Below are 11516 nucleotides of genomic sequence, written 5' to 3'. Positions count from 1 at the left end.
GATGTTCGGTGCGGACTGGTGCCGCGACTGCCGCCGTTCCAAGGCGCTGCTCGACACGCTCGGCGTGGATTACGAGTACGTCGACGTCGAGCAGGACCTGGCGGCCGCGGACCGCGCCGAGGAGATCAGCGGGCGGAAGAACATCCCCGTCGTCGTGCTGCCGAACGGCAAGCACTTCGTCGAGCCGTCCGACGCCGAGCTGCGTTCGGAGCTCGAGGCCGCCGGCGTCGTCTGACGTCGGGTCGCGACGCGACCAGGACGGGAGGCGCGCTGTGCGTCCGACGCGCACCGCGTCTCCCGTCCGCTGGTCGCGTCGACGTCCGTTGTGCGCGGACATCGGATGAATCCGGCATGATGGCCGCGTGATCATCGACGCTCACCACCACCTCTGGGACCCTGCCGACCGGCCGTACCCCTGGATGGACGACTCCGTCGCCCCGATCCGACGCCGCTTCGACGTGGACGACCTGCGCCGGGCGACGGCGGGCACGGACGTCCGCCGGACGATCGCCGTGCAGGCCGTGCACGACGCCGACGAGACCGCCTGGCTCCTGGCGCAACCGGCACCGGTCGCCGGGGTCGTGGGGTGGGTCGACCTCACCGCGTCCGACGTGGCCGATCGGCTGGCCTCGATCCGGAGCAGCACCGGCGGCGACCGGCTGGTCGGCATCCGGCACCAGGCGCAGGACGAGCCCGACCCCGCCTGGCTCGCCCGCCCCGAGGTGGTCCGTGGCGTCCGGGCGGTCGCCAGCGCCGGCTTGGCGTTCGACCTGCTCGTCCGTGCCCGCGAGCACGAGGCGGCGGTCGCCCTCGTCGACGCGGTACCGGAGGGGTCGTTCGTCCTCGACCACGCCGGCAAGCCGACGATCGACACCGGGGACCCCGCGTGGCCGGACCGGGTGCGGGAGCTCGCCGCCCGGCCGAACGTGACGTGCAAGGTGTCGGGGCTCCTCACCGAGGCCGGCACCGACTGGCGGGAGCGTCCCGTCGCCCGGTACGCCCGCATCGTCGTCGAGCACTTCGGCCCCGACCGCTCGCTGTTCGGGTCCGACTGGCCGGTGTCGACGCTGGCCGCCGGGTACGCCGAGGTGCTGCGGACGACGGGCGACGCACTCGCCGACCTCTCGTCGACCGAACGCGACGCGGTCTTCCGGGGAACGGCCAAGCGTGTGTACCTTGCCGGAGCGCCGACGCAGACATAGGATGTTTCCGCTGCACCGGCGCAGCAGGAGAGCGAGGAACGATGCGGTTCGCACGACTTGGCCCGGCGGGGAGCGAGATCCCCGTGGCGATCGACGACGACGGCGAGGTCCTCGACCTCCGGAGCCTCACGAGCGACATCAGCGGTGGCTTCCTGGCGTCCGACCCCGGTCCCGACGCGCTCGTCCGGCACGCCCGCGCCGCCGGCGACCTGCCCGTGCTCGACCGTGCGGACGACCTCCGGCGCGGAGCGCCCGTCGCCCGGCCCGGCAAGGTCGTCTGCATCGGCCTGAACTACCGCGACCACGCCGCCGAGACCGGTGCCGAGATCCCCACCGAGCCGATCGTGTTCATGAAGGACCCGATGACGGTGATCGGCCCCGACGACGAGGTCATGATCCCGCGCGGCAGCGAGAAGACCGACTGGGAGATCGAACTCGCGATCGTGATCGGCACGACGGCCAGGTACTGCGCGTCCGAGGACGAGGCCGCGGCGCACATCGCCGGGTACGCCATCGCCAACGACGTCTCCGAGCGGGCGTTCCAGCTCGAGCGCGGCGGGCAGTGGGACAAGGGCAAGTCGTGCGAGACGTTCAACCCGCTCGGCCCGTGGCTCGTCACCCCGGCGGCGCTCGCGGCGGACGGGCTCGACCCGGACGCGCTGTCACTGCAGCTCCGGGTCAACGGCGACCTGCGGCAGGACGGCAGCACCCGGGACATGATCTTCCGGCCGGCCGAGATCGTCCGGTACCTCTCGCAGTTCATGGTGCTGTACCCGGGCGACGTGATCAGCACCGGGACGCCGGCGGGGGTCGCGCTCGGGAGCGGAGCGCCCTACCTGCGGCCCGGCGACGTCGTCGAGCTCACCGCCGAGGGTCTCGGCTCGCAGCGCCAGACGGTCGGTGCGGCATGACCGCCGGGACCCACGAGGGCCTGCGGGCGATCGTCACCGGCGGCGCCTCGGGGATCGGTGCCGCGATCGCCGCCGCCCTGCGGGACCGCGGTGCCCGCGTGGCGGTGCTCGACCTGCAGCCCGGCGACGACGACCTGTCGTTCCGCTGCGACGTCGCGTCCGACGACTCCGTCCGCGCAGCGGTGCGGGCGGCGGTGGACGCGCTCGGCGGTCTCGACGTGCTGGTGAACAACGCCGGCATCGGCGCCCAGGGCACCGTCGAGGACAACCCCGACGACGAGTGGCGCCGGGTGTACGAGGTGAACGTCCTCGGCGCCGTCCGCCTGTCCCGCGCCTGCCTGCCGCACCTGCGGGAGTCGGACGCGGCGAGCATCGTGAACACCTGCTCGATCGCGGCCACCGCCGGGCTGCCGCAGCGGGCGCTGTACTCCGCGACGAAGGGCGCCGTCGCCGCACTCACCCGCGCTATGGCAGCGGACCACATCCGCGAGGGCATCCGCGTCAACGCCGTGAACCCCGGCACCGCGGACACCCCCTGGGTGGCGCGACTGCTGTCGACGGCGGCGGACCCTGCGGCGGAACGGGCCGCCCTGGAGGCGCGCCAACCGCACGGACGCCTCGTCGCCGCCGACGAGGTCGCCGAGGCCGTCGCGTACCTCACGAGTCCCCTCGCCCGGTCGACGACGGGCGTCGACCTCGCGGTCGACGGCGGGATGCAGGCACTCCGGCTCCGTCCGGCCTGATGGTGCCCGGAGGCGCGGCTATCGTCGTCTTGTCCGCTCACGTCCGCGAGCGGCCGAGCAGGAGGTGGTGACGTGGCGTCGCTGACCGACGATGCGATCGCACGCATCCAGCAGATGATCGTGAGCGGCGAGCTCCAACCCGGGCAGCGCCTCCCGCCCGAGAAGGAGCTGAGCGAGTCGCTCGGCCTGTCCCGCAACAGCCTGCGCGAAGCGGTGAAGGCCCTCGAGCTCATCCGCGTGCTCGACGTCCGACGCGGCGACGGGACCTACGTCACCTCGCTCGAGCCCGCCGTCCTGCTCGAGGCGGTCTCGTTCGTCGTCGACATGCACCACGACCGCTCGCTCGTGGACCTGCTCGAGGTCCGGCGCATCCTGGAACCGGCGTCCGCCGTCCTCGCGACCGCCCGCGCCTCCCAGCAGCAGATCGACGACCTGCACGCGCTCATGCAGTCCGTCGGCGAGGACACCGGCGTCGAGGACCTCGTCGCCCACGACCTCCTCTTCCACTCCACGATCGCGGGCATCGGTGGCAACCAGTACCTGTCCGGCCTGCTCGACGCGCTCTCGAGCAAGACCGTGCGGGTGCGGGTCTGGCGCGGGCTCACGCAGAACGGCTCCGTGCAGCGCACGCTCGACGAGCACGCGGCGATCGTCGACGCGATGCAGCGCCGCGACCCCCAGCTCGTGCAGGCGCTCGTCGTGGCGCACGTCGAGGGCGTCGAGCGCTGGCTGCGGCGGTCGCTCGACTGAAGCCGACAATCCTCCCAGGCAGGGGCGAGTTGGGTCTGACCTCGGCGCTGACTCCGGCAAACCATGCCGCGGCAACCGCACCCACGAGGAGGAAACCGTGCTCGGTCTCATCATCAGCTTGATCATCATCGGACTCATCGCCGGCGCAGTCGCCCGGCTCATCGTCCCCGGCAAGCAGCACATCTCGATCCCCATGACCATCCTGCTCGGCATCATCGGGTCGTTCGTGGGTGGGTTCCTCGGGTTCCTGATCTTCCAGCACGACCCGATGGACGGCTTCTTCCAGCCGGCCGGCATCATCGGCTCGATCATCGGCGCGGTCATCGTGCTCTTCATCTACACGCGCTTCGCCGGCCGGAGCGCCCGCACCCGCTAGTCGGACGCACGTCGAACCACGGAACCGACGTCGAACCAGCCACTGCTGCTGGTTCGATGTCGGTTTCGTGGTTCCACCCCGCGCGCGGCGCGTCAGGCGGCGAGCAGGCCCTCCCGGCGCAGGTCGTCCCAGAGCGCCTCGGGCACCGTCGCCGCGGCCCGAGCCACGTTCGACCGAACCTGCTCGGCCGACTGCGCTCCGAGCGCGATCGCCCGGACCGCAGCGGCCCGGCGCGGGAACGCGAGCGCGGCCTCCGGCAACGTGACCCCGTGCCGTTCGCAGACGTCCGCGATCGCGTTCGCCCGGTCGACGAGCGCCCGCGGGGCAGCCGCGTAGTCGTACGTCGCCGTGACGTCCGGCCGCTCCCGCCCGAGCAGCCCCGAGTTGTAGACACCGACCGCGACCACGGCGACCCCGAGGTCCTCGCACCGTGCGACCAGGGCGGCCGCCGGCTGTTCGAGCAGCGTGTACCGCCCCGCGAGCATCACGACGTCGCACAGGCCGGTGGAGACCGCCGCGTCCAGGGCCTCGACCGAGTTCGACCCGACGCCGACCGCCCGCACGACCCCCTCGTCCCGCAGCTCCGCGAGGGTCGGCAGCGCCTGCGTCAACCCGTCCCGCAGCGAGTACACGTCCGGGTCGTGCAGGTACGCGACGTCGACGTGGTCGAGCCCGAGTCGCCCGAGGGACTCGTCGAGGGACCGCCGCACGCCCGACGGCGACGGGTCCCACTGCCGGACCAGGTCGTCCGGGACCGCGAACCCGCCGGAGGCCAGGTCGTCCCCGGCTCCCCGCCCCGGCACGAGCAGGCGTCCGACCTTCGTCGACACCAGGTAGTCGGACCGCGGCCGCTCGGCGAGTGCCCGGCCGAGCCGTCGTTCGGACAGCCCGAGCCCGTAGTGCGGCGCGGTGTCGAACCCGCGCACCCCGGCGTCCCAGGCCCCGTCGACCGCGGCACGGGCGTCCTCGTCGGAGACCTCGCGCAGCAGGTTGCCGATCCCGGCGCCACCGAACCAGAACGGCCCGCGGTCGAGGTCCGGAAGACCGCCGGTCACGCGTCCACCTGCGCCGCGAGCGACCAGACCCGCGGGATCCCGTCGTCGCTGCCGGAGTAGTCGTCGTCCACCTCGAGCAGCGGGTTCACGACCGCCTGCCACTCGGCGTTCACGGGGTCGTCGGCGAGCGCCTTCCGCATCGCCCGGTAGTCCTCGACCTCGACGAGGTGGACGAGGTCCTGCCCGTCCCGCCAGATCGTCCAGTCGCGCACACCGGCAGCGCGCAGTCGGGCGGCCAGCTCGGGCGGGACCGAGGCGTGCACGCGTTCGTACGCCGCCTCGCTCCCCGCCCGCAACCGGGTGCGGGTCAGCACGCGCTGCATCAGTCGCGCAGGAACAGCTCGACCACGGGCACCGCGACGTCGGGCCGCACGATCGGCAGCGTGAGCGTCAGCGTCCCCGCGGGCTGACCGCCGAGCCCGGTGTTCTGCGCCCGGGTCCCCGGCGGGATCTCACGGAAGTGGATCTCCGACGCGTCGTTCAGGAGCTGGGCGTACTCGACGCGTCCGGCCAGGTCGGCGAGGTGCACGTGCTCGAACGGCCACGTGAACAGGTGCAGGTACAGCCGGTTCCCGTTCTGGGTGAGGACGGTCCCCGCCGGGGCCGTGAACGAGGACGGTCCGGCGCCGTACACCGACCGGGCGTGCTGACGCATCCACTCCCCGATCCCGGCGAGCGCGGTGCGGGCGACCCCGTCGAACTCGCCGCGACCGGTCGGCCCGACGTTGAGCAGCATGTTCCCGTTGTTCGAGACGCCGTCGACGAGCATGCGCACGAGCAGGTCGGTGCTCTTGACGTTCAGGTTGTCGCGGTCGTAGCCCCACGAGCCGTTCAGCGTCTGGCAGGCCTCCCACGGCACCGGCACGCCGTCGACCTCCATCGGCTTGTCCGGCTGGTACTGCTCCGGCGTGACGATGTCCCCCGGCAGGTCGAGGCGGTCGTTGACGATGATGCCGGGCTGGAGCCGTCGGGTGAGCGCCAGGAGCTCCTCGGAGCCCCAGTCGTCGCGGCCCTTGCCGCCCCAGATGTCCTCGTGGTCGTTGTCGCGGTACGAGAAGTCGTAGAACAGGTAGTCGATCCGCCCGTAGTCCGACAGCAGCTCCGTCACCTGTCCGTGCAGGTACTCCCGGTACCGCGCCATGTCACGGCCCTCGTTCAACGCCGCGATCGCCTCGTCGCCGTCGTCCCGGCGCGGGTGCACACCGTCGACGGTGAAGTCCGGGTGGTGCCAGTCGATGAGCGAGTGGTAGAAGCCGACCCGCAGGCCCTCGGCGCGGACGGCGTCGACGAACTCGCGGACGATGTCGCGGCCGAACGGGGTGTTCGTGGACTTGTAGTCGGTGAGCGCGGAGTCCCAGAGCGCGAAGCCCTCGTGGTGCTTCGTGGTGAGCACGACGTACTTCATGCCGGCCTCGCGGGCGCGACGTGCCCAGTCGGCGGCGTCGAACAGGTCCGGGTCGAAGTGGTCGAAGTACTTCTGGTAGTCCGCGTCGGTGATCCGCTCGCGGTTCTTCACCCACTCGTGCCGGGCGGGCAGGGCGTACAGCCCCCAGTGGATGAACATGCCGAACCGGTCGTGGCGGAACCACGCGGGCAGCCCGGAGGCGTCGGTCGCGGTCTGCGGCTCTGCGGGTGCGGTGATGGTCATGTGGGGCGGTTTCCTTTCAGATGACGGTCGGGAGGCGCGGCGCGCCCTGGCGAGGTCGGCTACCGGCCACCGAGGCCGGAGGTGACGATGCCCTTGACGAGGTGCTTCTGCAGCAGGATCAGCAGGATCACGGTGGGCAGCATCGAGATCACCGACGCCGCCATGACGAGGTTCCACTCGGAACCCTGCTGTCCGAAGAACTGCTGCAGACCGAGCGGGATCGTGCCGTGGGCCTCGACGTCGTTCACCACGACGAGGGGCCACAGGAACGAGTTCCAGTAGGAGATGAACGAGAACACGGCGAGCACGGCCATGGTCGGCCGGGCGAGCGGCAGCATCACCGACACGAAGGTCCGGATCGCGCCGGCGCCGTCCACGCGTGCGGCGTCGTCGAGCTCCTGCGGGACGGTCAGGAAGAACTGCCGGATCAGGAACGCCCCCAGGGCCGTGAACGCCCACGGCACGATGAGCGCCTGGAACGTGTCGACCCAGCCGAAGCCCTGCATCATCACGTACATCGGGATGACGAGGACGTCCTGCGGGATCATCAGCGTCACGAGGAAGAGCAGGAACACGGTGTTCCGGCCCCGCCAGCGCAGCCGCGAGAAGGCGTAGCCGGAGAGCACCGCGACGACGACGTTGATCGCGGTGCCGGCGGCCGCGACGAGGATCCCGTTGAGGATGAAGCGGGCGAACGGCAGGTAGGTGAACGCCTGCACGTAGTTGTCCCACTCGAGGGACCGCCCCCAGAGCGTCGGCGGCGTGGTGAACACCTGGTCCGCCGGCTTGAGGCTCGTGGCGACCATGTAGACGAGCGGCGACACGAACAGCAGCGCGACGAGACAGAGCAGCGCGTAGCCGATCGCGTGCCGGACGCGTCCGGGGCGGGGCGCCGAGGCGGTCCGGGGCACGGACCGCGGGTTGACCGTCCGGTTCGCCGTGGTGAACCCGCTCGTGCGGGGTCGGGTCAGCTCACTCATAGTGCACCCACCGCTTCTGTCCGAGGAACTGGACGGCCGTGATCCCGAGGATGATGACGAACAGCACCCAGGCGCCGGCCGAGGCCAGCCCGAGCTGCTGGTTCTGGAAGCCCGTGTTGTAGATGTACTGCACGAGGGTCTCCGTCGCGGTGCCCGGTCCGCCCTTGGTGAGGACGAAGGGCTGTACGAACACCTGGAACGACGTGATGAGGGTCATCATCGTGGCGAAGAACACCGACGGCGAGATGAGCGGGAACTTGATCGCCCAGAACGTCTGCCACGCGTTCGCCCCGTCGAGCTGCGACGCCTCGATCTGGTTCTCCGGGACGGCGTCGAGCGCCGCCGAGAAGATGAGCATGTTGTACCCGAAGCCCTGCCAGACGCTCATCGCGACGATGGCGAGCATCGCCCAGTGCTCGTCGGCGAGGAAGTTCGGAGCCCCGACGCCGACGGTCGACCGCAGGCTCGCGTCGATCGCCCCGCCCGGCTGGTAGAGCATCCGCCAGACCACGACGTTCGCGACGATCGGCGTGATGGTCGGGATGAAGAAGAGGACGCGGAAGACGTGCCGACCGGCGATCCTGGGCGTCAACCAGGCCGCCAGCCCGAGTGACACGACGAGGTTGAGCGGCACGTACAGCACGACGAACAGGGCCGTGTTGAGCGTCACCGTCCGGAACACCGGGTCCTGGAACAGCCGCGCGTAGTTCTCGACGCCCGCCCAGCTGCGTTCGCCGAGCATCGGCCAGTTCATGAAGCTGACGACGAGCGACGCGATGATCGGGAACGCCGTGAAGACGACGAGGCCGATCGAGTGCGGGGCGGCGAAGGCGGCGCCCCACCACGATCGTCGTCCGACGACGCCCGCGGCGTCGCCGCCCCTGGGGCGAGGCGTCGCCGTGCCCGTCGCGACCGCGGTCGCGACGGCGGGGACCGCCGGTGGGTCCTGGATGGTGGTCATGGACGACCTCCTCGTCGTTCGCCGGTTCCTGCTGGGTGGGTCGGACGGGAGGCGCGGGGCGGGGTCGACCCGCGCCTCCAGTCCGTCAGACGGTCACGTCGGTCACTGCGTGCCGAGCTGGCCGGCGATCGAGGACATCGTGTCCTTGCCGGACGTCTGCCCGTTGATCGCCTGGAGCGCGTACTGCGTGAAGAGCTGGCCGAGCTGGTCGCTCTGCTTGTTGCCGGGCAGCGGCGAGGACTTCGCGAGGGCCGCCTTGAGCGCGGTCTCCGCCCCGTCGATGCCGGCGCTGGAGTACCACGCCCCCTGGGCCGCGGTGCGTGCCGGGAAGGCGCGTCCCTGCTCGGCGAGCGACGTGAGCACCTTCTCGCTCGTCATCGTCTGGACGGCCTTGAACGCCTGCTCCGGGTACTTGCACTGCTTCGAGATGCCGAAGCCCGAACCGGCGGCGAAGGTCGACGGGCCCGAGGTCCCGGCCGGCAGCGTCGTGACGCCGAGGTCGAACTGCACCTTGGCCTTCTGGCTGATGAGCGACCACGGACCGTCGGTGTACATCGCCACCTTGCCCGCGGCGAAGTCGTTGCCCGGGGTCGAGGTGTCCGACGACGCCTCGGTCGCGTAGCCCTTCTTCACGAGGCTGGCGAGCCAGTCGAGGCCGTCCGCGAACTTCGGGTCCGTGGCGTCGATCTTGCCGGCCTCGGTGATCACGCGGCCGCCGTTGTAGCCGTAGATCATCGACTCGAGGTTGAGGTCGCCGACGGTCGAGCCGAACTCGGTGATGCCCTTGGCCTTGAGCGCCTTGCCGGCCTGCTCGAAGTCGTCGGTGGTCCAGCCCGGCTCCGGGTCGGCCACGCCGGCCTGCTTGAAGAGGTCCTTGTTGTAGAACATCAGGATGGGCCCGGTGTCGTACGGCAGACCGTAGAGCTTGCCGTCGACCTTCATGCCGTCGAGCGCGGTGCTGTCGTACGCCGACAGGTCGAGCCCGTCGTTCTTCGCGAGGTCGTCGAGCGACAGGAGCGACGAGGTGTAGTTCGCCGCGCGGAGCGACTGCATGCTCACGATGCACTGCGCGCTGCCGGCACTGAGCTGCGTGCTGAGCTTCGTGAAGTAGTTCTCGAACGGGGCGCCCTGGATGGTGAGGGTGATGCCGTCCTCGCTCTTCACGGTGTCGGCGACCTTCTGCCAGGCGGCCTTGTCCTCCTTCCCGGCGATCCACATGGACCAGGTCATGGCGTCCTTCGACTGGCTGCCACCGGCACTGCTGCCGGAGGAACAACCAGCCAGGACGAGCGCGGTGGCGGCGGCGGCCGCCAGTCCCGCGACGATTCGGCGTCGGTGCATCGGAGTCTCCACTTCGTCGTGGTGATCGGGGTGAGGGATGGAGCGGATCGGGAGGCGTCAGGCGACGCGCACGGCGTCGGGGACGTCGGTGTCGACGGCGGCCCAGACCGGTCCGTCCGGGAACGCGTGGTCGTCGAGGCTGTCGGCGAGCATCTCGGTCCCGGCACCGGGGGCGGTCGGCGGCCAGTAGCGGCCGTCGTGCACGTCGACCGGGGTCACGAAGTGCTCGTGCAGGTGGTCGACGAACTCGATGCAGCGGGTGTCGAGGTCCCCGGTGAGGGCGACCGCGTCGAACATCGACAGGTGCTGGACCGCCTCGCACAGGCCGACCCCGCCGGCGTGCGGGCACACCCGGACCCCGTGCTTGGCGGCGAGGAGCAGGATCGCGAGGTTCTCGTTCACCCCGGCGACCCGCGTCGCGTCGATCTGCAGCACGGACATCGCGTCGGCCTGGATGAGCTGCTTCGCGATCACCCGGTTCGCCATGTGCTCGCCCGTCGCGACCGGGATCGGGGCGATGCGGCGGGCGATCTCGGCGTGCCCGAGGACGTCGTCGGGGCTCGTCGGCTCCTCGACCCACGCCAGGTCGAACGGACGGAGGCGCTCGATCCACGTGACGGCCTCGTCGACGTCCCAGCGCTGGTTGGCGTCGATCGCGATCCGGACGTCCGGACCGACCGTGGCGCGGGCGATCCCCAGACGTCGGACGTCCTCGTCGAGGTCACCGCCGACCTTGAGCTTGATCTGCGTGAAGCCCTCGTCGACGGCCTCGCGGCAGAGGCGTACGAGCTTCTCGTCGTCGTAGCCGAGCCAGCCGGGGGTGGTCGTGTACGCCGGGTAGCCGGTCTGCTCCAACCGCCGGCGCCGCTCGGCGCGGAGCGGTTCGGCCGTCCGGAACAGCTCGAGGGCCTCGTCCGGGGTGATGGCGTCGCTCAGGTAGCGGAAGTCCACCAGGTCGACGAGCTCCTCGGGGCGGAGGTCGGCGAGCAGTGCCCACAGCGGCTGTCCGGCGCGCTTCGCCCGGAGGTCCCACAGTGCGTTCACGACGGCCCCGATGGCCATGTGCATGACGCCCTTCTCCGGACCGAGCCAGCGCAGCTGCGAGTCGTGCACGAGGGTGCTCCAGGTCCCGCCCATGTCGGCGAGGACCGCTTCGGCGTCCGCTCCGACGACGTGCTCGCGGAGCGCTGCGATCGCTGCCTCCTGCACCTCGTTGCCGCGTCCGATGGTGAAGACGAAGGCGGCGCCGACGTGCCCGTCGAGGGCGTCCGTCGCGATCTCGACGTAGGCGGCGGAGTAGTCGGGCGCCGGGTTCATGGCGTCGGATCCGTCGTGGTCCCGCGAGGTCGGGAACCGGACGTCGCGGACGCGCAGACCGGTGATGCGGCTCATCGTCTCTCCTACCCGTCCGGTCACCGTCGACCGAACGGACTCATCGAAACATCCGATGTCTTGCCTGTCAAGAGGGACTTTTGCGATGTTCCGGCCACGAAGCGCGGCGAGTGATCGGATGACAGCGTGAGACGGCGGGCAGACAGACAGGAGGCGC

Annotated in this window: 13 protein-coding genes; 6 read left to right on the top strand and 7 right to left on the bottom strand. The window is 71.0% G+C overall.

What is annotated here, in order from left to right; genetic code table 11:
• Position 1: 1 nt before the first annotated feature.
• The 6 genes from I5E_RS20325 (at position 2) to I5E_RS20300 (ending at position 3982) form a co-directional block, all read left to right on the top strand.
• Positions 2-235: a glutaredoxin family protein gene (locus I5E_RS20325; RefSeq protein ID WP_022908596.1), complete on the top strand. Its 234-nt coding sequence runs from the start codon at positions 2-4 to the stop codon at positions 233-235.
• Between the two features lie 127 nt (positions 236-362).
• Positions 363-1202 (top strand): amidohydrolase family protein, encoded by an 840-nt coding sequence (locus tag I5E_RS20320; protein WP_022908595.1) that lies wholly within the window; start codon positions 363-365, stop codon positions 1200-1202.
• A 41-nt stretch (positions 1203-1243) separates the two neighbouring features.
• Positions 1244-2113, top strand: coding sequence for a fumarylacetoacetate hydrolase family protein (locus I5E_RS20315; RefSeq protein WP_022908594.1), 870 nt, complete (start codon positions 1244-1246; stop codon positions 2111-2113).
• Positions 2110-2856 (top strand): SDR family NAD(P)-dependent oxidoreductase, encoded by a 747-nt coding sequence (locus tag I5E_RS20310; RefSeq protein ID WP_022908593.1) that lies wholly within the window; start codon positions 2110-2112, stop codon positions 2854-2856. Before I5E_RS20315 ends, I5E_RS20310 begins: the two co-directional genes overlap by 4 nt.
• 72 nt (positions 2857-2928) lie before the next feature.
• Positions 2929-3606 (top strand): FadR/GntR family transcriptional regulator, encoded by a 678-nt coding sequence (locus tag I5E_RS20305; RefSeq protein ID WP_022908592.1) that lies wholly within the window; start codon positions 2929-2931, stop codon positions 3604-3606.
• Between the two features lie 97 nt (positions 3607-3703).
• Positions 3704-3982 carry a GlsB/YeaQ/YmgE family stress response membrane protein gene (locus I5E_RS20300; RefSeq protein ID WP_022908591.1) on the top strand — a complete coding sequence of 93 codons (279 nt, stop codon included), beginning with the start codon at positions 3704-3706 and terminating at the stop codon, positions 3980-3982.
• 92 nt (positions 3983-4074) lie between these two features.
• On the opposite strand, the gene I5E_RS20295 is transcribed toward I5E_RS20300, so the two are convergent.
• The 7 genes from I5E_RS20295 to I5E_RS20265 form a co-directional block, all read right to left on the bottom strand.
• Positions 4075-5037 (bottom strand): aldo/keto reductase, encoded by a 963-nt coding sequence (locus I5E_RS20295; RefSeq protein ID WP_022908590.1) that lies wholly within the window; start codon positions 5035-5037, stop codon positions 4075-4077.
• On the bottom strand, positions 5034-5360 hold the full coding sequence (locus I5E_RS20290) for an L-rhamnose mutarotase (RefSeq protein WP_022908589.1): 327 nt from the start codon (positions 5358-5360) through the stop codon (positions 5034-5036). The genes I5E_RS20295 and I5E_RS20290 overlap by 4 nt, the downstream gene beginning before the upstream one ends.
• Positions 5360-6685, bottom strand: coding sequence for an alpha-L-fucosidase (locus I5E_RS20285; RefSeq protein WP_022908588.1), 1326 nt, complete (start codon positions 6683-6685; stop codon positions 5360-5362). Before I5E_RS20285 ends, I5E_RS20290 begins: the two co-directional genes overlap by 1 nt.
• Positions 6686-6744: 59 nt before the next feature.
• The gene (locus I5E_RS20280) at positions 6745-7665 is read right to left on the bottom strand and encodes a carbohydrate ABC transporter permease (RefSeq protein ID WP_022908587.1); all 921 of its coding nucleotides are present in this window, start codon (positions 7663-7665) and stop codon (positions 6745-6747) included.
• Positions 7658-8626 carry a carbohydrate ABC transporter permease gene (locus tag I5E_RS20275; RefSeq protein ID WP_022908586.1) on the bottom strand — a complete coding sequence of 323 codons (969 nt, stop codon included), beginning with the start codon at positions 8624-8626 and terminating at the stop codon, positions 7658-7660. Before I5E_RS20275 ends, I5E_RS20280 begins: the two co-directional genes overlap by 8 nt.
• Positions 8627-8728: 102 nt before the next feature.
• Complete coding sequence (locus tag I5E_RS20270) at positions 8729-9967, bottom strand: ABC transporter substrate-binding protein (RefSeq protein ID WP_022908585.1); 1239 nt, start codon at positions 9965-9967, stop codon at positions 8729-8731.
• 57 nt (positions 9968-10024) lie between these two features.
• Positions 10025-11359 carry an enolase C-terminal domain-like protein gene (locus I5E_RS20265; protein ID WP_022908584.1) on the bottom strand — a complete coding sequence of 445 codons (1335 nt, stop codon included), beginning with the start codon at positions 11357-11359 and terminating at the stop codon, positions 10025-10027.
• Between the last annotated feature and the right edge of the window lie 157 nt (positions 11360-11516).

This window comes from Curtobacterium sp. B18 (assembly GCF_000333375.1).
Lineage (GTDB): Bacteria > Actinomycetota > Actinomycetes > Actinomycetales > Microbacteriaceae > Curtobacterium.
The sequence above is the reverse complement of the archived record's forward strand: the minus strand, read 5'-3'. Positions and strand labels throughout refer to the sequence as shown.